The sequence below is a fragment of the Escherichia sp. MOD1-EC6475 genome, from assembly GCF_003046645.1.
GTDB classification, from domain to species: Bacteria; Pseudomonadota; Gammaproteobacteria; order Enterobacterales; family Enterobacteriaceae; genus Escherichia; species Escherichia ruysiae.
This window is the reverse complement of record NZ_PZKQ01000034.1, coordinates 1-23,377: the sequence shown is the minus strand read 5'-3', so window position 1 is coordinate 23,377 and position 23,377 is coordinate 1. Positions and strand designations below refer to the sequence as shown.

Sequence of the window (23,377 nt, the reverse complement as noted above, 5' to 3'; positions counted from 1 at the left end):
GAATAAGGCGTGCAAGCCGCATCCGGTATGAACAACGCGCACTTTTCAGTATTCTGATTGGTATCATTTTTGCCATTACCATTCCTCGCGCAGCTTACACTATTCTTCAACACCTACTGCCTCACTCCTTTGCTTGCCGCCTTTTACCCTACGCACCGGAAATTGCTGACGCTCCAGATATTGCTCTACCGCTTCGCGTAAAATTGCAGATCGCGAAACCTTACGCCAGCCCCTGAGCTTATTCAGCCGTTTAATTGCCTCTTCTGATAAATGAAGAAAAACCGTATTCATCGCCATTTTCACCACCTTACATAAATTACTCATTAATGTATGTGCGAAAATTACGCCGAAAAATTAACTGACGAAAGCTTATTTTTTCATACGGTTTTGTTTTTGCGAGACGTTTTCCAGAAATAATACAACAGTTGCAATTATTTTAATTGTTACTCAAAAATGGCTTAGTTATCGCCCAGAATAATTTATTACTCTTAATTAGGCGGGGACACTCCCACAGAAAAGCGACAATAAATAATAAGGATGAGTTATGGGTGTTATGAATATATTATATTCAAGAATATTTTTTTGATTGGGTCTTCATTTGCATCATCCAGGTGGTGTACCCGAAAAAAGTCAGCTTCTTTACAGCACCGGAGATTAAGGTGAAATTAATCATCCGTAACTGACCGGTCAGTGCCGCCACCAACCGATCTTTAATTAAAACGTCCACCCTACTCTTCTTCGTTCCCGCCCTCTTCATACGGGCCAAATGGCTTAGCGGGAAGAACGATATACGTCCCTTCAAACACCGCACCAGGCGTCTCGTCGCCAAAGATTTCAACCTGCATTTGCACCCGCGCTTTACGCCCGCGCGCCAGACGGTCGAGATCGCCACTTAACGCACCGAGGTCGGCTACCGCATGAGGTTTACCGCTAATCGGCTTGCTGTAACGAATATGCGCGTCAGCCAGAATAATCGTTCCGCCGAGATGGCGTTCACGCAGCATCAGCCAGATAAGCCCCCAACCGGTGAGTGTTGCCAGCGAGAATAAACTCCCGGCAAATAACGTATGATGCGGATTCTGATTGCCGGTTTCCGGCATGGTGGTGATAAATTTTTGCCCAGTATATTGCTGAATACGCACGCCCATTTTTTCACTTAATGGGATGTGTTCATACCACGCCTGCTGGAGCTGTGCGCACCAGTCGCCGCGATGCAAAATATCATCCAGAGTAGCGACAGGTTTAATCATCAAAAAATGACGAATGGGCGTGGTAGTTGGTGTGGTGATTTCTCCCTGATTCACAAACCCCAGCTTGGCGAAAAACTCCACCGCATCTTCGCGGGCGCTACAGGTCACGCGCTTAACGCCTTCCTGACGCGCCACCGACTCAAGCGTCATCGCCATCAGCGTCCCCAACCCTTTGTCCTGCACGTCCGGATGTACCGCCATAAAACGGATGGAGGCTTCGTTATCGGCATTGATATACAGCCGCCCTACCGCCACCAGATTCCCCTGCTCATCGACGACCATCTGGTGATGCGCCATCGCGTCCCATGCGTCGCGTTCAGAACCTTTCGGTTGATGCAGGGGTTTACGCAACATCTCCCAGCGAAACTGATAGTAACGCTCTAATTCTTCTTCTGTTTGTGGAACCCGAAGGTGATACATAGCGATACTCTCTCTTGTTTCCCGTGACAACCCTGGAAGCTGGCTCATACCTGCAACCAGAATGTCACGGGGCCATCATTGACCAGCGATACCTGCATATCCGCAGCGAAGCGTCCTGTTTGCGTGTTCATCTCTTGCTGGCGGCAGCGTTCGACGAAATAGTCATATAACGCCTCTGCGCGATCCGGTGATGCGCCTTTGGAGAAACTTGGGCGCATCCCCCGTTCGGTATCTGCGGCGAGGGTAAACTGGGAAACCACCAGTACACTGCCGCCCGCCTGTTGCACGTTGAGATTCATCTTGCCTTCGGCATCGCTAAAGATGCGGTAGCCGAGCACACGCTCGCACAGACGATTTGCTTTCTGTTCGTCGTCATCCTTTTCGACACCCAATAACACCAAAAGTCCCGCGCCAATTTCGCCCGTCACTTCTCCCTCCACGGTGACGCTGGCACGGGTTACGCGTTGAATTAATGCAATCATGGTTCGTCGTCTTCTTCTTGTTCAGCTGCTTGTTTTAGTTTGCGGTATTCCCCGAGAGTGACAGTAATTTCCGCGCCAAGCAAGACGATACACCATGTCCAGTAGACCCAGACAAAGAGAATGGGGATCACCGCCAGCACACCGTAAATGAGCTGATATGACGGGAACATGGTGATATAAAGCGCGAAACCTTTCTTTCCTGCTTCGAACAGGAGCGCAGCGAAAAACGCGCCGACAATAGCGTCGCGGTTAGGTACGCGGATGGTAGGAACAATGCTGTACAGCAGCCAGAAGGAGATCCACGACAACAGCAGCGGAAAAATACGCAGCACATTATCGATAACAGTATTGAGATCGCTCGCCCAGCGCAGGGAGAGCAGATAGGAGCTGATCGCCAGACTGGCTCCTGCCAGCAGCGGCCCTAACGTCAAAATCATCCAGTACACGGCAAACGAGTAAATTTTGGGACGCACCCGTTTACTGCGCCAGATGGCGTTAAGTGCGCTATCGATGGAGTACATCAGCAATAACGCCGTGACGATCAGGCCACATGCCCCGACGGCGGTCATCTTGTTGGAATTGGCAACAAACTGTTCGATATATTGCTGGATAACATCGCCGGTGGCAGGCAGAAAGTTGGCGAAAATAAAGTGACGCAACTGAATGCTGACGTCGGAAAACATGGGAAAAGCGGCGAAAAGCGCAAAAACAACGGCAACCAGCGGCACTAATGAGAGCAACGACACATAGGCAAGGTTACCTGCCAGGGTTGTCATGTTGTCCTCATTAATGCGTTGCCAGAGTAGTTTCAGCCAGGCCCATAGCGGACGGGTACGATGCCTGGCTTTTTCATGGATGGTTTTTAGCATAACACCTTCGCGAAATAGTCCGGGATGGTGGTTTTATCTTTCACCAGAATGCTGGTAATGCCTAGCTGATTAGCCCCTTCTATATTATCGGCGTTGTCATCGAAAAAGACCGTCTCATCTGGTGAAAAACCTTCTGCCTGTAAAACATGCTGGTAAATTCGCGCTTCCGGTTTGCGCATACCTAAATCTTGCGACAGATAGATATGGTCGGCAGCGTTGCGGATTTCCGGGTATTCCTCCGGCCAGAAAGTGGTATGCAGGCGGTTAGTATTGGAAAGCACCACCACGCGATGCCCCTGTTCACGCAGTTTATGCATGATATCGATCACTTCCGGGCGCAGCGCGACAAACACTGCCTGCCAGCCGTGGGAGAACTGCTCGTAGCTTAGCGGTAAGGCCATCTCATGGCACAGCGCCTCTGCGAACGCTTCATCGCTAATTTCCCCACGTTCATGCTGATGAAACGCCTCCCCCATATGAAAACTCTTCTTAAGCGATGCCAGCGGAACACGCGTTAAATCGCTCCAGGCTCCCAGCACACGGTTAAAGTCGATATCGACAATCACATTACCTAAATCAAAGATATAGAGCATTTTTGCCTCCTTTCTCGCCACAGGAAATTAACTGTAGCGGGAAAGGAGGGGTTTGGCTATGTGGCAATATGGGTAATCTTGTGACGCTGATTGCGAAAAAGCAGAGTAATTTCACTGGCTTTTTCACAATAGATGAATGGTTAAGATTCAGGCGTAAATGGCCGACGAGTTTCTATGACCAGCGGCTTATCTGGCGTCACAAATTCCGGCGTTAGATTTATTGCGTCAGGTGCCTGGGTAAGCGGGTTAACCCAGGTGCATCGCGCTGGATGAAATCATAGCCTTTATTTTGAGGATGGCTGGGAAAGGCATTGCGATGGGTAATGGCGAGTGCCTGTGCTGAAAGTGTTATTGGTCACAACAACACTGACGCGATTGCGGATTTTCTCCGTGTGCAGGGCTTTCGATAATGCCTGATGCGATGCTGACGCATCTTATCAGACCTGCAAAGGCAAAAAAAAACCTGCCATCACTGGCAGGTTTTTCACGACTAAAAAGAAAAATTAATCTTCTTTTGGACCACGGTTCGCGCGGCGACGATCGTTTTCCGTCAGGTGACGTTTACGAATACGGATAGAGGTCGGAGTAACTTCTACCAGTTCGTCATCATCGATGAACTCCAGAGCTTGTTCCAGAGTCATGCGGATAGGCGGAACCAGAACAACGGCTTCGTCAGTACCGGAAGCACGCATGTTGGTCAGTTTCTTACCGGTCAGGCAGTTTACAGTCAGGTCGTTAGAACGGCTGTGAATACCGATAATCTGACCTTCGTAAACTTCTGCACCGTGACCGAGGAACAGCTTACCGCGATCCTGCAGACCAAACAGCGCGAACGCTACCGCTTTACCCTGGCCGTTAGAGATCAGTACGCCGTTCTGACGCTGACCCACTTCACCCGGACGTACGTCGTCGTAGTGGCTGAAGGTTGAGTACAGCAGACCCGTACCGGAAGTCATGGTCATGAACTCAGAACGGAAGCCAATCAGACCACGGCTTGGGATCACGTAGTCGAGACGTACGCGGCCTTTACCGTCTGGATTCATGTTTTTCAGCTCGCCTTTACGCTCGCCCAGCGCCTGCATTACAGAACCCTGATGCTGTTCTTCAACGTCCAGAGTCACGTTTTCGAACGGCTCTTGTTTACGACCGTCGATTTCACGGAAGATAACTTTCGGACGGGATACCGCCAGTTCGAAACCTTCACGACGCATGTTCTCAATAAGAACAGACAGGTGCAGTTCGCCACGACCAGAAACGCGGAACGCATCGGCGTCTTCGGTTTCTTCTACACGCAGCGCAACGTTGTGTACCAGTTCTTTGTTCAGACGATCCAGAATCTGACGAGACGTTACGAACTTACCTTCTTTACCGCAGAACGGAGAGGTGTTAACGCAGAAGAACATGGAAACGGTCGGCTCATCAACGGAGAGTGCCGGCAATGCTTCAACGTTTTGCGTGTCGCAAACGGTGTCTGAAATGTTCAGCTCGCCAAGGCCTGTGATCGCCACGATATCGCCAGCTTCCGCCAGATCGGTTTCGATACGCTCCAGACCGAGATGGCCCAGCACTTTACCGACTTTCGCGTTACGGGTTTTGCCTTCGCTATCGATGATAGTAACCTGCTGGTTCGGCTTCACTTTACCGCGCTTGATGCGGCCAATGCCGATAACGCCAACATAGCTGTTGTAATCGAGCTGAGAAATCTGCATCTGGAACGGACCGTCAAGGTCAACGTCCGGCGCAGGAACGTGGTCAACAATCGCCTGGTACAGCGGGGTCATGTCTTCCGCCATATCTTCGTGATCCAGACCCGCGATGCCGTTCAGCGCAGAAGCGTAAACGATCGGGAAGTCCAGCTGCTCGTCGGTCGCGTCGAGGTTAACGAACAGGTCAAATACCTGATCCACAACCCAGTCAGGACGCGCGCCTGGGCGGTCAACTTTGTTGATAACAACAATCGGCTTCAGGCCGTAAGCAAACGCTTTTTTGGTTACGAAACGCGTTTGCGGCATCGGGCCGTCAAATGCGTCAACCACCAGCAGCACTGAGTCTACCATGGACATTACACGTTCAACTTCACCACCGAAGTCGGCGTGCCCCGGGGTATCAACGATGTTGATACGGTAATCATTCCATTTGATAGCGGTGTTTTTCGCGAGGATGGTAATCCCACGCTCTTTCTCCAAATCGTTGGAGTCCATCACGCGCTCTTGGGTTTCGGCACGAGAGTCGAACGTACCGGATTGTTGGAGCAGCTTGTCTACCAGGGTGGTTTTACCATGGTCGACGTGCGCGATGATGGCGATATTACGCAATTTTTCGATCACAACTTTGCCTCAGGCATTAGAAATAGCGCGTTATTGTACACGGATTAATCGCACTACAAAACAGGATCACAAACATCCTCCGCAAACAAGTATTGCAGAGTCCCTTTGTGATCGCTTTCACGGAGCATAAAAAGGGTTATCCAAAGGTCATTGCACCAACATGGTGCTTAATGTTTCCATTGAAGCACTATATTGGTGCAACATTCACATCACGGTGCAGCCCTTTTGCACGATGTTAAGCATGATAACGCCTTTTAGGGGCAATTTAAAAGTTGGCACAGATTTCGCTTTATCTTTTTTACGGCGACACGGCCAAAATAATTGCAGATTTCGTTACCACGACGACAATGACCAATCCAGGAGAGTTAAAGTATGTCCGCTGAACACGTACTGACGATGCTGAACGAGCACGAAGTGAAGTTTGTTGATTTGCGCTTCACCGATACCAAAGGTAAAGAACAGCACGTCACTATCCCTGCTCATCAGGTGAATGCTGAATTCTTCGAAGAAGGCAAAATGTTTGACGGCTCCTCGATTGGCGGCTGGAAAGGCATTAACGAATCCGACATGGTGCTGATGCCAGACGCATCCACCGCAGTGATTGACCCGTTCTTCGCCGACTCTACCCTGATTATCCGTTGCGACATCCTTGAACCTGGCACCCTGCAAGGCTATGACCGTGACCCGCGCTCCATCGCGAAACGCGCCGAAGATTACCTGCGCTCTACTGGCATTGCCGACACCGTACTGTTCGGGCCAGAACCAGAATTTTTCCTGTTCGATGACATCCGTTTCGGATCTTCTATCTCCGGTTCTCACGTTGCTATCGACGATATCGAAGGCGCATGGAACTCCTCCACCCAATACGAAGGTGGTAACAAAGGTCACCGTCCGGCAGTGAAAGGCGGTTACTTCCCGGTTCCACCGGTAGACTCTGCTCAGGATATTCGTTCTGAAATGTGTCTGGTGATGGAACAGATGGGTCTGGTGGTTGAAGCCCATCACCACGAAGTAGCGACTGCTGGTCAGAACGAAGTGGCTACCCGCTTCAATACCATGACCAAAAAAGCTGACGAAATTCAGATCTACAAATATGTTGTGCACAACGTAGCGCATCGCTTCGGTAAAACTGCGACCTTTATGCCAAAACCGATGTTCGGTGATAACGGCTCCGGTATGCACTGCCACATGTCGCTGTCTAAAAACGGCGTTAACCTGTTCGCGGGCGATAAATACGCAGGTCTGTCTGAGCAGGCGCTGTACTACATTGGCGGCGTAATCAAACACGCTAAAGCGATTAACGCCTTGGCAAACCCGACCACCAACTCTTATAAGCGTCTGGTCCCGGGCTACGAAGCACCGGTAATGCTGGCTTACTCTGCACGTAACCGTTCTGCGTCTATCCGTATTCCGGTGGTTTCTTCTCCGAAAGCACGTCGTATCGAAGTACGTTTCCCGGACCCGGCGGCTAACCCGTACCTGTGCTTTGCTGCCCTGCTGATGGCCGGTCTTGATGGTATCAAGAACAAGATCCATCCGGGCGAAGCCATGGACAAAAACCTGTATGACCTGCCGCCAGAAGAAGCGAAAGAGATCCCACAAGTTGCAGGCTCTCTGGAAGAAGCACTGAACGAACTGGATCTGGACCGCGAGTTCCTGAAAGCCGGTGGCGTGTTCACGGATGAAGCGATCGATGCGTACATCGCTCTACGTCGCGAAGAAAATGACCGCGTGCGTATGACTCCGCATCCGGTAGAGTTTGAGCTGTACTACAGTGTCTAATAGTTGAAGTTGTACTACCCGGCGCGAACAACGCCGGGATTTAGTTGCCGTGGAAACTTTCAGCCCATCTCTGCATGGGCTTTTTTCTCCGTCATTTCTCTGATGCTTCGCGCTTTTTATCCGTAAAAAGCTATAATGCACTAAAATGGTGCAACCTGTTCAGGAGACTGCTTTATGGCAACAGGCACGCAGCCCGATGCTGGGCAGATCCTCAACTCGCTGATTAACAGTATTTTGTTAATTGATGACAATCTGGCGATACATTACGCCAACCCCGCCGCGCAACAACTGCTCGCCCAAAGCTCCCGCAAATTGTTCGGTACGCCGTTACCGGAACTGTTGAGCTACTTCTCATTAAATATCGAGTTGATGCAAGAAAGTCTGGAGGCGGGGCAAGGGTTTACCGATAACGAAGTGACGCTGGTGATTGACGGGCGCTCACATATCCTTTCTGTGACGGCTCAGCGTATGCCAGATGGCATGATCCTGCTGGAGATGGCACCAATGGATAATCAGCGCCGCTTAAGTCAGGAACAGCTACAGCACGCCCAGCAGGTAGCTGCCCGCGATTTGGTACGCGGCCTGGCGCATGAGATTAAAAATCCGCTTGGCGGTTTACGTGGCGCGGCGCAGCTGCTCAGCAAAGCATTACCTGACCCGTCACTACTCGAATATACCAAAGTGATTATCGAGCAGGCGGACAGATTACGTAATCTGGTCGACCGTCTGTTGGGGCCGCAACTGCCTGGCACACGTGTTACCGAAAGTATTCACAAGGTGGCAGAACGCGTGGTGGCGCTGGTGTCGATGGAACTGCCGGGTAACGTGCGGTTGATTCGTGATTACGACCCCAGCCTGCCGGAACTGGCGCACGATCCGGATCAAATTGAACAGGTATTGCTGAATATTGTGCGCAATGCGTTACAGGCACTGGGACCGGAAGGCGGCGAAATTATTCTGCGTACCCGCACCGCGTTTCAACTGACCTTGCACAGTGAGCGTTATCGGCTGGCAGCGCGGATCGATGTAGAAGACAACGGGCCAGGCATTCCGCCTCATTTGCAGGATACTCTGTTTTACCCGATGGTCAGCGGTCGCGAAGGCGGCACCGGGCTTGGCTTATCCATCGCCCGTAATTTGATTGATCAGCATTCAGGCAAAATTGAATTTACCAGTTGGCCAGGTCATACCGAGTTCTCGGTTTACCTGCCTATCAGGAAATAAAGGTGACGTTTATGCAACGAGGGATAGTCTGGGTAGTCGATGACGATAGTTCCATCCGTTGGGTGCTTGAACGTGCGCTCGCTGGGGCGGGTTTAACTTGTACGACGTTTGAGAACGGCGCGGAGGTGCTGGAGGCGCTGGCGAGCAAAACGCCGGATGTGCTGCTTTCAGATATCCGTATGCCCGGAATGGACGGGCTGGCGCTGCTCAAACAGATTAAACAGCGCCATCCGATGCTTCCGGTCATCATTATGACCGCGCACTCGGATCTGGATGCCGCCGTTAGCGCCTATCAACAAGGGGCGTTTGATTATCTGCCCAAACCGTTTGATATCGACGAAGCCGTGGCGCTGGTTGAGCGCGCCATCAGCCATTACCAGGAACAGCAGCAGCCACGCAATATTCAGCTTAACGGCCCAACAACCGATATCATCGGCGAAGCACCAGCCATGCAGGACGTGTTCCGAATTATTGGTCGGCTTTCGCGTTCTTCGATTAGCGTGTTGATCAATGGTGAGTCCGGCACCGGTAAAGAGCTGGTCGCTCATGCCCTGCATCGCCACAGCCCGCGAGCCAAAGCGCCGTTTATCGCGCTGAATATGGCGGCTATCCCAAAAGATTTGATCGAATCAGAACTGTTTGGTCACGAAAAAGGCGCGTTTACTGGTGCCAATACCGTTCGCCAGGGGCGTTTTGAACAGGCCGATGGCGGTACGTTATTTCTCGACGAAATTGGCGATATGCCGCTGGATGTGCAGACGCGTTTGCTGCGCGTGCTGGCAGACGGTCAGTTTTACCGCGTTGGCGGCTATGCGCCGGTGAAAGTGGATGTGCGTATTATTGCCGCGACTCACCAGAATCTCGAACAGCGGGTGCAGGAAGGCAAGTTCCGTGAGGATCTTTTCCACCGCCTGAACGTTATCCGTGTTCATCTGCCACCACTGCGCGAGCGTCGGGAAGATATTCCCCGCCTGGCGCGCCATTTTTTACAGGTTGCCGCGCGCGAATTGGGCGTAGAAGCGAAGTTGCTGCATCCGGAAACCGAAGCCGCCCTGACGCGTCTGGCGTGGCCGGGGAACGTGCGCCAACTGGAAAACACCTGCCGCTGGTTAACGGTGATGGCCGCCGGACAGGAAGTGTTGATTCAGGATTTGCCAAGCGAACTGTTTGAATCAACCGTACCGGAAAGTCCTTCCACTATGCAACCGGACAGTTGGGCAACATTGTTAGCACAGTGGGCAGATCGGGCGCTGCGTTCCGGTCATCAAAACCTGCTTTCTGAAGCGCAGCCAGAGCTGGAGCGGACGTTACTGACCACCGCATTGCGACATACGCAGGGACATAAACAGGAAGCAGCGCGACTGCTTGGTTGGGGACGTAACACCCTGACACGTAAGTTAAAAGAGTTGGGGATGGAGTGATTCACGGCTGGTGTGTAAAGATTGATTATTGAGCGCAAATTGCTGTTATTTTGCGCTTTACTGTTCCGATAAGTTCAGTATGATCTTGCCCGGAAAACGGGGGAAGTCATTATGCTGGAATCAATAATTAATCTGGTATCGAGTGGCGCAGTTGATAGCCACACACCGCAAACTGCCGTTGCGGCCATCCTGTGTGTCGCGATGATTGGGCTGTTTAGCTGAAGCTCATTGTTTATGCCGGATGCGACGTGAACGCCTTGTCCGGCCTACAAAAACAGGTTTTGTAGACCTGATAAGCGTAGCGCATCAGGCAACCTTGTTCTCAGCACATTGATGGCGCTTTCGTTTTCTAACTTGTAAACGAAGCGCCATTCACTATTTAAATCACCCGTGAGAACTGCTGCATCCGCGCTTTCTGGCGCAGATAAGTATCGAAGCACATGCAAATGTTGCGGATCAGCAAGCGGCCTTTCGCCGTCACCTGAATCCCCTTCTCATTGACATCCACCAGCCCATCTTTTGCTAACGGGGCGAGAAGCTTGAGATCTTCCGCAAAGTAATCAGCGAAGTGCAAATCCCACTGTTGTTCAACGGGGGCGTAATCCAGACGGAAATTGCAGATAAGCGACTTAATCACATCGCGGCGAATACAGTCATCGCGCGTTAATGCAATACCGCGCCACAGCGCATTACCTTGTTCATCCACCTGCTGATAGTACTGCTTCAACTCTTTCTGGTTTTGCGCGTAGCAGTCGCCAATCATGCTGATGGCTGAAACGCCCATCCCCAGCAGGTCGGTATCCCCCTGGGTGGTGTAGCCCTGGAAGTTACGATGAAGCACGCCTTCACGCTGAGCCACAGCCAGCTCGTCATCCGGGCGGGCAAAGTGATCCATACCAATAAACTGATAGCCCGATTGCGTCAGGAAGGCGATGGTTTCTTGCAGAATATCGAGTTTCTGTTGCGGGCTCGGCAGGTCAGCATCTTTGATTTTACGCTGAGCAGCAAAAATGGTCGGCAGATGCGCGTAGTTAAAGACACTCAGACGATCGGGGTTCAGTTCCGCTACGCGTTTCAGGGTAAAAGCGAAACTCTCCGGCGTCTGTTTCGGCAGGCCGTAAATCAGGTCAATGTTGGTGGAGGTAAAGCCAATCTCACGCGCATGGTTAAGCAGCGCAAAGATGAACTCTTCATCCTGCTCGCGATTGACCAGACGCTGTACTTCTTTGTTGAAGTCCTGCACGCCCATGCTCAGACGGTTAAAACCTTCGGCGCGTAAATGATCGAGTACATCCAGTTCGATTTCACGCGGATCGACTTCGATCGAGATTTCCGCGTCGGCATTGAACTGGAAGTTTTCCCGCAGCAGCTTCATCAGGCGGCTGATTTGCGTTTTATTCAGATACGTCGGCGTACCGCCGCCCCAGTGCAACTGACTAACGTGACGCCCGGCAAACAGCGGTGCACGATGAACGATTTCTTGCTCCAGCGCGTCCAGATACTGATCGGCCTTGTGCTGCTGGCGTGTGACAATCTTATTGCAACCGCAGAAGTAACAAAGCTTATGGCAGAACGGGATATGTACGTAGAGAGATAATGGACGCTCAGGATAGCGCGCCACGGCTTGTAAAAACGCCTGTTCGCCAAAGTCTTCTGAAAACTCCAGCGCGGTCGGGTACGAGGTGTATCGTGGCCCGGAATAATTATATTTCTGGATCAGGGCCAGATCCCAGTCGATTTGCTGTACAGACATGCTCACTCCTTCCGATGGCGTCTCTGGCGGCTACGGCGTACCGACGGATGCCCGGTTCGGGTCATCAGCCGGTTGCGCAGCCACTTTTGTCGCCGCGACAACCGTTGTAGTTTAACGAATAACCACACCAGATAACATATAACCGGAAGGGTTATCAGCAGAACGGGAAGGCCCACGCTGGCAATCCGTTAGTTGCCCCGCAGCAGACGCATCATGTCTTCTTGCTTCTCGTCTTCTTCCTCTTCTTCATCGTCGTCATAAGAGAGGCCGAGTTTCTGCATCAGCTCATCAATACGATCCAGTTTGGCATCAACCCAGGATTGCTCTTCGGCGCTCAGGGTTTCGCCTGCTTCCAGACGTTCCAGCAGCGCATCCAGACGCTCATCCGTTTCCAGTAACTCCAACTCCGCCTGCGGTGAAAGCATAGGTTTCTCACTCTTCGGTTTGTGCTGTTTGGTGACTTTTTCAGTCACGCCCAATGGAATAGGGGTTTTACTGCCAATACGTGGATCTTTCGGTGCGTTCTGGCCTTTGCTGCCTGACGTGGTGTTTCCGCCCGCTGCGCGGCTGCCCGGCGCATGACCACGACGTTTTTTCTGACGCTTACGGTCACGAGCTTCCTGATCCAGCTCCTCGCGTGTTTTTCGACGCGCTTTTGCATGACCTTTGCTGCGTGAGTTTGAAGATGATGGTTTCATAATAGTTCGTCTTTTAGCCGTTTTATTCAGTATAGATTTGCGGCGGAATCTAACAGAAAGCAAGCAAAGAAAAAAGGCGACAGATTACTCTGTCGCCTTTTTTCCTGACTCATAACCCTTAACGGGTCTTACAATCCTTGCAGGCCGCCAACACACCCTGTTTTTCCATTAGCCAGAACATTCCGTGTTGATTCCATTTCCGTTTAATTACGTCTCCGGACGTTTGTCTTCCTGACAATCCTCTGTCTTCGCCTCCTGGCGCTCCTGACCCTCATCCTGAGTCATCTTCCTGTTAGCGTCCTCGCTCTATGGGTGCTACTTTACGCTTCTGCGCTAAACAAACAATAAACTATCATCAGTATTTTCTCATTTTCAGATTATTGTATAAAACTAATCACATGATTTATTTGACCTATTTGACATGCATCGCAGAATTTTCTCTTCGATTTCGCATAAAGATGATCGGCAATGTCTCACAAAGCATGTGGCTTTTACTTACACCATGCCCCCCGAAAAATCCGTCTTTTATTGTGGTTCAGGTATAATCGCTGAAAAGCTTTGACTGACGGAGACGACCGCTTTGACTAATTTGAATTATCAACAGACGCATTTTGTGATGAGTGCGCCTGATATTCGCCACTTACCTTCCGATACCGGGATCGAAGTGGCTTTTGCAGGCCGTTCCAACGCAGGTAAATCCAGCGCGCTGAACACGCTGACTAACCAGAAAAGCCTGGCTCGTACCTCGAAAACACCAGGGCGCACCCAGCTTATCAACCTGTTTGAAGTGGCTGATGGCAAGCGTCTGGTTGACTTGCCTGGCTACGGTTATGCGGAAGTCCCGGAAGAGATGAAGCGCAAATGGCAGCGCGCGCTCGGCGAATACCTCGAAAAACGTCAGAGCCTGCAAGGTCTGGTGGTACTGATGGATATTCGCCATCCGCTGAAAGATCTCGATCAGCAGATGATTGAGTGGGCGGTGGACAGCAATATCGCCGTGTTGGTGCTACTGACCAAAGCGGACAAACTGGCGAGCGGTGCACGTAAAGCGCAATTGAATATGGTGCGTGAAGCGGTGCTGGCATTTAATGGTGATGTGCAGGTAGAAACCTTCTCTTCGCTGAAGAAACAAGGTGTGGATAAGCTGCGTCAGAAGCTGGATACCTGGTTTAGCGAAATGCAGCCCGTCGAAGAGAATCAGGACGGCGAATAATTTTCTTTCCCCGGTGCCGGATGCAGCTTAAATGCTTTGTCTGGCCAGGGTCTTCAAAATATTGCGACTCACGCCGTAAATCTGATAAGCGTTATGCATCAGGCAATTCAGATCTTTTCTCTCGCCCAATAAAAAACGCCCCAGTCATTACTGACTGGGGCGGCTAAAAAATTCAGCCAAATCCGATTACGTGAAGTAAAAGGTCTGAAAGATAGAACATCTTACCTCTGTACCCTACGCGAATAACTTTACTCTTTTTTGTTCAGTTCAGAAAGCATTTTTTGTAATTTTTTTTCAGTTGTTGCATAGGAATTTCTAATAGCCATCACAAAACGTGACAGCTTATGTTGCTTACTTACGAAAAAAGGGCATATTCAGGCGAATCTTAGTGCGCCTGATCCCAGTTTTCACCGCTTCCTACTTCCACCAGCAACGGTACATCCAGACGGGTACAGTTTTCCATCAATTGATGGATTTTCTTTGATACCACATCGAGATCATCTTTATGAACTTCAAATACCAGTTCATCGTGTACCTGCATGATCATACGAACGCGCGGTTGCTCGGCCTGTAACCATGCATCTACGGCAATCATCGCCCGTTTGATGATGTCGGCTGCGGTTCCCTGCATCGGTGCGTTAATTGCTGCACGTTCAGCCGCAGCACGACGCGCACCGTTGCTGGACTTGATATCCGGCAAATATAGACGGCGTCCGTCCAGCGTTTCAACGTAGCCCTGCTCTTTCGCCTGTGTGCGGGTACGTTCCATATACTCCAGCACGCCCGGATAGCGTTCGAAGTAAAGATCCATGTACTTCTGCGCTTCTTTGCGCGGAATGTTTAACTGGCGCGCCAGGCCGAAAGCACTCATGCCGTAAATCAGACCAAAGTTGATTGCTTTCGCGCTGCGGCGTTGCTCGCTGGTGACGGTTTCTAGCGGCAAACCAAACACTTCTGCGGCCGTTGCCCGGTGAATATCTTTTCCTTCCGCGAATGCGGTCAGCAGGCCTTTATCTCGCGAGAGATGCGCCATAATGCGCAGTTCAATCTGCGAGTAGTCCGCCGAGACAATCACATAATCCTCTGGCGCAATAAACGCCTGGCGGATACGGCGACCTTCTTCGTTACGCACCGGAATGTTTTGCAGGTTAGGATCGGTTGACGATAAACGTCCCGTTGCGGTTACTGCCTGGTGATAAGAAGTATGTACGCGCCCGGTTTTCGGGTTAATCATCAACGGTAGTTTGTCGGTATAGGTTGATTTCAGCTTCGCCAGACCACGATACTCCAGAATCACCTTCGGTAACGGATAGTCCAGCGCCAGCTCTTCCAGCACCTCTTCCGACGTTGACGGCGCACCACCCGGCGTTTTCTTCAGCGGTTTAATGCCCTGTTTTTCAAAAAGAATAGTTTGCAACTGTTTGGTCGAAGAAAGATTAAATTCTTCACCTGCAATTTCATGCGCTTTCTTTTCCAGCTCCGCCAGACGTAGAGTGAGCTCTTCAGAATGATTATGCAGAACTTTCGGATCGATCTTCACACCGTTACGTTCAATGCGTGAAAGCACCGGCACAAGCGGCATTTCGATATTCTCGAAGACGTTCAACGGCCCTTTGTGTTTCTGCAGATCCGGCCACATTTTCAGATGCAATTGTAAGGTGACGTCTGCATCTTCGGCGGCGTAGCGACCGGCCTCTTCCAGAGCAATCTGGTTAAAGGTCAGTTGATTTTTGCCTTTACCGGCAATCTCTTCAAAAGTGATGGTTTTGTGCTTCAACCAACGTTCCGCGAGGCTGTCCATATCATGACGCCCGGCAACGCTATTGAGAATGTAGGACTCGAGCATGGTATCAAACGCAATCCCACGGAGCTCAATGCCGTAGTTCGCCAGAATACCGCGATCGTATTTCAGGTTTTGCCCGACCTTCAGCGCCTTTTCATCTTCCAGTAGCGGTTTTAGCAACTCGAGTGCACGCTCGCGAGAGATTTGATCGGGCGCATCGAGATAATCATGAGCAACCGGAATATATGCCGCTATGCCTGGCTCGATAGCAAAGGAAAGCCCCACCAGGTTGGCAGAGATGTTATCGAGGCTGTCAGTTTCGGTATCAAATGCAAACACCGGCGCTTTTTCCAGCTTCGTAATCCATTCTTTCAGCGTATCTTCATCAAGGATAGTGACGTAGTTATCGTAAGAAATCGCCGTTGCCGTCACTTCTGGCATTTCGTCGACAACAAGCGTTTCCTGTGGCTTCGCGGCAGGTTTAGCCCCTTTGGCCTGTAACCATTTGCCCGCCTCTACATCAGCAGTCCAGCGTTTGAACTCATACTTTTTGAACAGCCCCAACAACTCTTCAGCCGCCGGTTGCTGCACTTCCAGTTGTTCACAGGTCAGCTCCAGTTCAACGTCGGTTTTAATCGTCGCCAGCTGGTAAGAGAGATAAGCCACTTCTTTGTTTTGCTCGAGCTTGGCTGCCATTGTTTTCGCGCCACGGAAGCTTAGGCCAGCAATTTTTTCCGGCTCGGCATACAGCGTATCCAGCCCGCCAAGACCCTGCAGCAGTGCCTGCGCGGTTTTTTCACCCACGCCCGGTACGCCAGGAATGTTATCGGAGGAGTCGCCCATCAGCGCCAGGAAGTCGATGATCAGTTCTGGCGGGACGCCGTACTTATTCACCACTTCTTCCGGGCCGAGGATGGTGTTCGTCATGGTATTGATAAGCGTAATATTTGGCGTCACCAGCTGCGCCATATCTTTATCGCCAGTGCTGATCAGCACCGGACGCCCGGCTTTTTCGGCTTCGCGCGCCAGTGTACCGATAACGTCGTCCGCTTCTACGCCAGAAACCGCCAGCAGCGGCAGTCCCATCGCCTTGACCATTGCGTGCAGGGGTTCGATTTGCGCTCGCAAATCGTCCGGCATTGGCGGGCGATGTGATTTGTAATGTTCAAACAGTTCATCACGAAAGGTTTTTCCCTTGGCGTCAAAGACCACCGCTGCATGTGTCGGTTTATATTGCATGATTAGACTACGCAGCATGTTGAGGACACCGTACATCGCACCGGTCGGCTCGCCTGCGCTGTTGGTCAGCGGCGGAAACGCGTGATATGCGCGATAAAGATAAGATGAACCATCTACAAGGATAAGTGGATTTTGGGGGATCTGAACCATAATGTCCGTGCCTGTTTATCAGATTATGGGTAAAGGATGCCACAGACAGGATGAAAACATGAGTTTTTCACCGCTTTTCGTGAAAATCTTTTGTAGATCTTCTGGATCGCTCGCAAATCGTCATGTGGATAACTTTGTGCATAAATTATTTACATCGCTTTTAATTTATTATCATGCTTTTTACAGCATGATGTTTATCTTTGTTTTTCATGCAGTTAAAAATAAAGCCATCCCTAATAATTGAGATAATAGGATTTCTTCTAATGTGGATAGATATAAATTATTTTTCTACTTCAGGATCATCCGTTATTTGGGGCGTTTTCTGCTAAAATCTGCGCCTTGCGCTTCTTTCGCGCACTGTCTATGGCTAACTTTTTGAATAAATTAATTATGACGAGAATACTCGCTACGATAACCCTTTTGCTGAGTATCGTATTGACCATTTTGGTTACCATTTTTTGTTCCGTCCCGATCATCATCGCCGGGATCGTAAAACTATTGTTACCTGTGCCAATGATATGGCGAAAAGTTTCACGTTTTTGTGATTTTATGATGTATTGCTGGTGCGAAGGACTGGCGCTATTACTACACCTTAATCCACATTTGCGATGGGAAGTTCACGGGCTGGAAGGGTTAAGTAAAAAGAACTGGTATCTGCTTATTTGTAATCACCGTAGCTGGGCAGATATTGTCGTACTGTGTGTGCTGTTTCGTAAGCACATTCCGATGAATAAATATTTCCTCAAACAGCAACTGGCCTGGGTGCCTTTTCTTGGCCTGGCGTGTTGGGCGCTGGATATGCCGTTTATGAAGCGTTATTCGCGCGCTTATTTGTTACGTCATCCGGAGCGACGCGGTAAAGATGTAGAAACCACTCGTCGTTCCTGCGAAAAATTTCGCCTGCATCCCACCACTATTGTGAATTTTGTTGAGGGTTCCCGCTTCACTGAAGAGAAACACCAGCAAACCCACTCAACATTTCAAAATCTTCTGCCGCCAAAAGCTGCCGGTATTGCGATGGCGCTAAATGTACTGGGTAAACAATTCGATAAATTGCTCAACGTTACGCTGTGTTACCCGGATAATCACCGTCAACCATTCTTCGATATGCTAAGTGGCAAACTGACCAGAATTGTCGTGCATGTGGATTTACAACCTATTGCTGAAGAGTTGCATGGCGACTATATCAATGACAAAAACTTTAAACGCCATTTTCAGCAATGGCTGAACTCACTGTGGCATGAAAAAGACAGGCTTCTGACGTCATTGATGTCATCGCAGCACCAGAATAAGTAGCTTTTCTCGCCTCTGAATTAGCAGAGGCGAGATATTATATTAATGTGCAAAACGTCCGGCACGAGACATAAATTCTTCTTCGCTCATCTCCTGTCCGTTAAAAACAACTTTACCCGGTGTATAACGCAGTTGCAGCGAGGCGGTATTGTTGTCAATCGTGATTAACTGAAACATCTGACCTAATGTCATCATCCCGCTGATTTGTTTATCAGCCTGCTTTTGCGCTTTTTCCGCATCCATTCCTTCAGATAAATTAAGCTGTTTTGCGGTTTCTGTGACGACATTAAGCGGTAACTTCACATCAAAATTGAGCGATTTAATATCTTTGTTTGTGGATGATGAAGATTTGGCTGGGTAGGCAATACTGATATCCAGATTGGCATTTAGTTCGCCGAGTGCGTTCTTCCATCTCACCGGTTGTTTAATGGTCGGCTCACTTTTTTGTAATAACGGTAAATACTCTTTGAACAATGCAGCATTCACTTCTTGCAGAGCAACTTCATCGTTTGCTAACTCAGGGTGTGCAGCAAGCTGCTTCTGCATCGCAATGTTATACTGGATGATAAATTGGCACACCGCTGAGGGATCAATAGATTCAGCAATCAATGACCACTCACCACTACCGAGTTGCTGATTCCCTTTTGTTAACTTATCAAGTTCGTAGGTCAGATTGACATTGATATAATCTTTGTCTTTAACGCGATCCAGCCTGGTTTTTGCAACGAAAGCATCGATTTGGGCAACGTCTTCCCCGTGATTGATAATGTTAATCTGATTAAATTTCGACTCGCTTTCACCAACCGGAAATTTCTTTTCTTCTAATCGCGCCAGAGAATCAATGGTAAAACTTTTTGCCGTTACTTTGTTCATTGGTGATAATTGCAGAACAATATCTTCGACTTTGCCTTCAATATCCAGGTTAGACAATGAACTACCATCACCATTAAAAGTAAACTGGCCCTCACCAAAAGAAAACTTTCCATACTCTGCAGGGGCAACATCTAATGTCGTGGAGAATGAGCCACCAAACGCGAATCGCAATGTCGCTTCCACGGGCGATTTATTTTTCGCGGCGATAAATAGCGGTTGTGTCAGTTCATTATTCACTAAGTTCACTTTTGCCGCTGCCAGTGCGGGGATGACATTACCATGCATTAACATTGTGATGGGCAACGGACCGTGCTCAACATCCACATCAAATACAACTTTCTGGCCTGGCTTGATATTGAGATCGGGTGCACCGTTATCGAATGTCATTTGCATTTGAAAACGGGAATTAAAAAAGCCTTTGTCAAAATTTTTATAACTTAACGTCATATCGTAGGCATGTTCACCTTTCTTTTTAGCATCGTTAAAATCTTTAATAAATTTTTCGACACCAGGCTGAATTTGCGTACCTGTGTACCATGTGCCACCACCCCAGATAACGGTTAACGCAACAATGACACCTGTAACTGACTTACGTATCATATAAATATTCCCTGATAAAACAGCAAAACTTTGAATATCCACTTATGCTGAAATAATGTCCAGTAACAGGGTGCATTATCAGAATGTATTTATATTTATTAAATAATAAAAAAAGCCCGTGAATATTCACGGGCCTTATGTAATTTACAATGAATTATTTTTTCTCAAACAGATATTTCACTGTATCAGCATACTGCTGAACAAAAACATCCATATTGCTGGTATCCATACCCTGCGGGTTCAGCTGATATTTGCCGTTAACAAACATCGCCGGAACGCCACGCAATTGCACGTCAGCTGCGGCTTTTTCCTGCTGAGCGACCAGAGATTTCACCACAAAGCTGTTCCACGCCGCGTCGTACTCTTCACCTTTAATACCTGCGTTGATAAATACATCGCGAATATCAGATGCAGAACGAATGGTCTGGGTTTTCTGTACGCCTTCAAACAGCGGAACCGTGACTTTGTCTTCCACGCCCAGCGCCATCGCCACTGCCCATGCCTGAGTCAGTTCTTTGCCCAGATCCCCACCCATGAAGTTGACGTGGTATTTAGTCATCTTCACGCCTTCCGGCAGTTTTTTCTTCACGTTATCAGAAATATGCAGAACTTCTTCAAACTGATAGCAGTGCGGACAGAAGAAAGAGAAAAACTCCAGCACTTGCGGCGCGCCAGCAACCGGTTTTTCCAGGGTGGTGTACTGCTTACCATCTTCATACTGCGCCGCCGATGCGCTAAACGCTAAAACTAAACCAGCCAGCGCCAGCCAAATCTTTTTCATGATCTACTCTCTCCGATTAATACATAGGTGTTAATTGCAAAGGGGGTTCTTGTAGAACTTTTGCCTGTTCTATAAAAGTCGCCGTCTGTCGCAGCCAGTAATCTTCCCCGGTTAACCACGGGAAATTTTTCGGGAACGCGGGATCAGCCCAACGCCGCATTAGCCAGGCAAGATAATAAACCAAACGCATGGCGCGTAAAGGTTCAATCAGTCCGATTTCAGCGGTGTCGAACTCGCTAAATTCTTCATAAGCTTCAATAATAGTTTCCAGTTGCATCCGCTGCTCGGCTTTATCACCATTCAGCAACATCCACAAATCCTGAATAGCCGGGCCATTACGTGCATCATCCAGATCGACAAACATCGGACCATCGCGCCAGAGAATGTTCCCGGCATGGCAGTCACCATGTAGCCGCAGAACGGTGAAATCTTCCCGCCAGTGCGCTGTAACGGCGGTGATCAGCTCATCTGTCGCTTTCAGGAATGCCGCTTTCAACCCGGAAGGTATCAGCGTAGCGTCCTCAAACAGTTTACGTGGCTCAATGAGATATTCATTCAGGCCGATGGTCGGGCGATGGATAAAAAGCTGTTTGCGCCCCGTCTGGTGCATACGCCCCAGATAACGACCAACCGCTTCCATCTGATCGATATTATCAGCTTCGAACTGGCGACCACCGACGCTTGGGAAAACGGCGAAATAAAATCCCTGATGATTCAATAAAGTCTGGCCATTGAACACCACTGGCGCTGCGACCGGCACTTCATCGTTTACCAACTGCAATGCAAATTGATGTTCTTCGAGGATTTGATCGGCTGTCCAGCGTTCAGGGCGGTAAAATTTGACGACAAAACGTCGACGATCTTCGTCCTGAAATTGATAGACACGGTTTTCATAGCTGTTAAGCGGGGTAAGCCCGGAATCCACCCGGATCCCTTGCTCAAACAGAGCGTCCATGATGGTATCCGGGTGTAGTGTCTGGAAAGTAAAAGCGTTGTTGTTCATCCCATCATCCGGAAAACATTACGAATGATGAAGGATATCATTTCACGATGATTTTGGTCGCGCCGCTTACAAGCTTTTACTCTTTAATTACGCCGCGTGCGCGTAATAGCGCCGTTTTGAAGTCTTCTTCATAATCTTTCTGCAAACCTGGGATCACCGCATCTTTCGCGGAATCACGCATTTTCAAATGATAGATCAGAATGTCATCCGTCAAATCCGCCAGTTCGCCGTCAAAACCTGACTCTTTCGCCAGTTTCTGCAAAAATTGCAGCAGGTTAAGGTCTGGCTCTTTTTGCCAGGCTGGCTGGAGGAGTTCAATAACTTCATTCAGACGTTTACATTTCATAGTAATGCTCCTTACTCTTGAGACAGACACGTTAGCAGGGTCAATCCCACAATAAAAGAGGCGATATCGGTGAATCTGATGACGATGATAACAGGCGTTGTGCTGGCAGGAGGTAAAGCCAGACGAATGGGCGGCGTAGATAAAGGATTGCTTGAATTAAATGGCAAACCGCTGTGGCAACATGTCGCTGACGCGCTTATGACGCAGCTGTCTCACGTCGTGGTTAATGCCAATCGCCATCAGGAAATCTATCAGGCAGGCGGTCTGAAAGTGATTGAAGATTCACTGGCGGATTACCCAGGCCCTCTGGCAGGAATGCTTTCAGTAATGCAGCAGGAAGCTGGTGAGTGGTTTTTGTTTTGCCCGTGCGATACGCCTTACATTCCCCCTGATTTAGCAGCCCGGCTTAATCATCAGCGCAAAGATGCGCCTGTCGTGTGGGTCCATGACGGTGAACGCGATCACCCGACTATTGCTCTGGTAAACCGCGCTATTGAACCGTCATTACAAGAATATCTGCAAGCAGGAGAACGCCGGGTAATGGCATTTATGCGTCTGGCTGGCGGTCATGCGGTTGATTTCAGCGATCATAAAGATGCATTTGTTAACGTGAATACGCCAGAGGAGCTTGCCCGATGGCAGGAAAAACGATGATACCGTTACTCGCCTTTGCCGCGTGGAGTGGTACCGGAAAAACTACGCTTTTGAAAAAACTGATCCCGGCATTATGCGCCAGAGGGATCCGTCCAGGGCTGATTAAGCATACGCACCATGATATGGATGTTGATAAGCCAGGCAAAGACAGCTATGAGCTGCGCAAGGCTGGCGCGGCACAAACCATCGTTGCCAGCCAGCAACGATGGGCCTTGATGACGGAAACACCAGACGAAGAAGAGCTGGATCTACAGTTTCTCGCAAGTCGAATGGATACCTCAAAGCTGGATTTGATTCTGGTCGAAGGGTTTAAGCATGAAGAGATCGCAAAGATTGTGCTGTTTCGCGATGGAGCCGGACATCGACCTGAAGAATTAGTGATAGACAGGCATGTTATTGCTGTAGCCAGTGATGTGCCGCTTAATCTTGATGTCGCATTACTGGATATTAATGATGTTGAGGGGCTGGCTGATTTTGTGGTGGAGTGGATGCAAAAGCAGAACGGATAAGCAAGAGTAGGCTGGATAAGACGCGCTAGCGTCGCATCCGGCATTTTTTTCTGCGCCAATGCAAAAAGGCCATCCTGACGGATGGCCTTTCGCTTAATTTGATGCCTGGCAGTT

Annotated in this window: 23 protein-coding genes and 2 pseudogenes; 8 read left to right on the top strand and 17 right to left on the bottom strand. The window is 49.5% G+C overall.

The annotated features are described in order from the left end of the window. Positions 1-99 precede the first annotated feature (99 nt). The 8 genes and pseudogenes from A7589_RS11915 to typA form a co-directional block, all read right to left on the bottom strand. Complete coding sequence (locus tag A7589_RS11915; RefSeq protein WP_001251295.1) at positions 100-297, bottom strand: ribbon-helix-helix domain-containing protein; 198 nt, start codon at positions 295-297, stop codon at positions 100-102. A 271-nt stretch (positions 298-568) separates the two neighbouring features. Next, positions 569-727 (bottom strand): hypothetical protein, encoded by a 159-nt coding sequence (locus tag A7589_RS22950; protein WP_157945228.1) that lies wholly within the window; start codon positions 725-727, stop codon positions 569-571. A 1-nt stretch (position 728) separates the two neighbouring features. Next, a complete protein-coding gene (fabY, locus tag A7589_RS11910) occupies positions 729-1,670 on the bottom strand; it encodes a fatty acid biosynthesis protein FabY (protein WP_001297068.1) in 942 nt (313 codons plus the stop codon). 44 nt (positions 1,671-1,714) lie between these two features. Next, positions 1,715-2,152 (bottom strand): D-aminoacyl-tRNA deacylase, encoded by a 438-nt coding sequence (gene dtd, locus A7589_RS11905; RefSeq protein WP_000560983.1) that lies wholly within the window; start codon positions 2,150-2,152, stop codon positions 1,715-1,717. Beyond that, on the bottom strand, positions 2,149-3,021 hold the full coding sequence (locus tag A7589_RS11900; protein ID WP_000920720.1) for a virulence factor BrkB family protein: 873 nt from the start codon (positions 3,019-3,021) through the stop codon (positions 2,149-2,151). The genes dtd and A7589_RS11900 overlap by 4 nt, the downstream gene beginning before the upstream one ends. After that, on the bottom strand, positions 3,015-3,614 hold the full coding sequence (yihX, locus tag A7589_RS11895; RefSeq protein ID WP_010358056.1) for a glucose-1-phosphatase: 600 nt from the start codon (positions 3,612-3,614) through the stop codon (positions 3,015-3,017). The genes A7589_RS11900 and yihX overlap by 7 nt, the downstream gene beginning before the upstream one ends. 140 nt (positions 3,615-3,754) lie before the next feature. After that, a pseudogene (locus A7589_RS23075) lies at positions 3,755-3,871 on the bottom strand (aldose 1-epimerase); the annotation flags it as partial. A 246-nt stretch (positions 3,872-4,117) separates the two neighbouring features. Next, positions 4,118-5,941: a ribosome-dependent GTPase TypA gene (gene typA / locus A7589_RS11880; protein WP_000570663.1), complete on the bottom strand. Its 1,824-nt coding sequence runs from the start codon at positions 5,939-5,941 to the stop codon at positions 4,118-4,120. A gap of 372 nt (positions 5,942-6,313) precedes the next feature. Here typA and glnA point away from each other — a divergent pair, with 372 nt between their 5' ends. The 4 genes from glnA to A7589_RS11850 all read left to right on the top strand — a co-directional run bounded on the left by glnA (position 6,314) and on the right by A7589_RS11850 (position 10,590). Beyond that, positions 6,314-7,723, top strand: a complete 1,410-nt coding sequence (gene glnA / locus A7589_RS11870; RefSeq protein WP_001271718.1) for a glutamate--ammonia ligase — start codon at positions 6,314-6,316, stop codon at positions 7,721-7,723. A 174-nt stretch (positions 7,724-7,897) separates the two neighbouring features. Beyond that, entirely contained in the window at positions 7,898-8,947 is a 1,050-nt protein-coding gene (gene glnL / locus A7589_RS11860) for a nitrogen regulation protein NR(II) (protein ID WP_016160054.1), read from the top strand. An 11-nt stretch (positions 8,948-8,958) separates the two neighbouring features. Continuing rightward, positions 8,959-10,368 (top strand): nitrogen regulation protein NR(I), encoded by a 1,410-nt coding sequence (gene glnG / locus A7589_RS11855; protein WP_016160055.1) that lies wholly within the window; start codon positions 8,959-8,961, stop codon positions 10,366-10,368. A 111-nt stretch (positions 10,369-10,479) separates the two neighbouring features. Further along, entirely contained in the window at positions 10,480-10,590 is a 111-nt protein-coding gene (locus A7589_RS11850) for a YshB family small membrane protein (protein ID WP_000893993.1), read from the top strand. A 157-nt stretch (positions 10,591-10,747) separates the two neighbouring features. Here A7589_RS11850 and hemN read toward each other — a convergent pair whose 3' ends face one another. From hemN to A7589_RS11835, 3 genes and pseudogenes are all read right to left on the bottom strand, one after another. Continuing rightward, on the bottom strand, positions 10,748-12,121 hold the full coding sequence (hemN, locus tag A7589_RS11845; RefSeq protein ID WP_000116105.1) for an oxygen-independent coproporphyrinogen III oxidase: 1,374 nt from the start codon (positions 12,119-12,121) through the stop codon (positions 10,748-10,750). 188 nt (positions 12,122-12,309) lie between these two features. Continuing rightward, positions 12,310-12,819: a Der GTPase-activating protein YihI gene (yihI, locus tag A7589_RS11840; protein WP_001295266.1), complete on the bottom strand. Its 510-nt coding sequence runs from the start codon at positions 12,817-12,819 to the stop codon at positions 12,310-12,312. A gap of 118 nt (positions 12,820-12,937) precedes the next feature. Next, a pseudogene (locus tag A7589_RS11835) lies at positions 12,938-13,165 on the bottom strand (hypothetical protein). 234 nt (positions 13,166-13,399) lie between these two features. Between A7589_RS11835 and yihA the strand changes: the two are divergent. Beyond that, entirely contained in the window at positions 13,400-14,032 is a 633-nt protein-coding gene (yihA, locus tag A7589_RS11830; RefSeq protein ID WP_000183348.1) for a ribosome biogenesis GTP-binding protein YihA/YsxC, read from the top strand. A 172-nt stretch (positions 14,033-14,204) separates the two neighbouring features. Here the strand turns inward: yihA and spfP are convergent, their stop codons facing one another. Together spfP and polA are read right to left on the bottom strand one after the other, a co-directional pair. Further along, entirely contained in the window at positions 14,205-14,252 is a 48-nt protein-coding gene (spfP, locus tag A7589_RS23690; protein ID WP_071892919.1) for a small protein SpfP, read from the bottom strand. 165 nt (positions 14,253-14,417) lie between these two features. After that, positions 14,418-17,204 (bottom strand): DNA polymerase I, encoded by a 2,787-nt coding sequence (gene polA / locus A7589_RS11825; RefSeq protein ID WP_105282822.1) that lies wholly within the window; start codon positions 17,202-17,204, stop codon positions 14,418-14,420. Between the two features lie 363 nt (positions 17,205-17,567). Here polA and yihG point away from each other — a divergent pair, with 363 nt between their 5' ends. Next, positions 17,568-18,500 carry a 1-acylglycerol-3-phosphate O-acyltransferase YihG gene (yihG, locus tag A7589_RS11815; protein WP_010357882.1) on the top strand — a complete coding sequence of 311 codons (933 nt, stop codon included), beginning with the start codon at positions 17,568-17,570 and terminating at the stop codon, positions 18,498-18,500. Between the two features lie 39 nt (positions 18,501-18,539). Here the strand turns inward: yihG and A7589_RS11810 are convergent, their stop codons facing one another. The 4 genes from A7589_RS11810 to A7589_RS11795 all read right to left on the bottom strand — a co-directional run bounded on the left by A7589_RS11810 (position 18,540) and on the right by A7589_RS11795 (position 22,100). Then, positions 18,540-19,970: a YdgA family protein gene (locus tag A7589_RS11810; RefSeq protein ID WP_010357881.1), complete on the bottom strand. Its 1,431-nt coding sequence runs from the start codon at positions 19,968-19,970 to the stop codon at positions 18,540-18,542. Between the two features lie 154 nt (positions 19,971-20,124). Continuing rightward, positions 20,125-20,751, bottom strand: a complete 627-nt coding sequence (dsbA, locus tag A7589_RS11805) for a thiol:disulfide interchange protein DsbA (protein WP_000725343.1) — start codon at positions 20,749-20,751, stop codon at positions 20,125-20,127. A gap of 16 nt (positions 20,752-20,767) precedes the next feature. Further along, positions 20,768-21,754, bottom strand: a complete 987-nt coding sequence (gene srkA, locus A7589_RS11800; protein ID WP_001062017.1) for a stress response kinase SrkA — start codon at positions 21,752-21,754, stop codon at positions 20,768-20,770. Positions 21,755-21,830: 76 nt separating this feature from the next. Further along, a complete protein-coding gene (locus A7589_RS11795) occupies positions 21,831-22,100 on the bottom strand; it encodes a YihD family protein (RefSeq protein WP_001295263.1) in 270 nt (89 codons plus the stop codon). A gap of 69 nt (positions 22,101-22,169) precedes the next feature. Between A7589_RS11795 and mobA the strand changes: the two genes are divergently transcribed. Continuing rightward, the gene (mobA, locus tag A7589_RS11790; RefSeq protein ID WP_001052147.1) at positions 22,170-22,754 is read left to right on the top strand and encodes a molybdenum cofactor guanylyltransferase MobA; all 585 of its coding nucleotides are present in this window, start codon (positions 22,170-22,172) and stop codon (positions 22,752-22,754) included. Next, positions 22,736-23,263, top strand: coding sequence for a molybdopterin-guanine dinucleotide biosynthesis protein MobB (mobB, locus tag A7589_RS11785; RefSeq protein ID WP_000907622.1), 528 nt, complete (start codon positions 22,736-22,738; stop codon positions 23,261-23,263). The genes mobA and mobB overlap by 19 nt, the downstream gene beginning before the upstream one ends. The last annotated feature ends 114 nt before the right edge of the window (positions 23,264-23,377 follow it).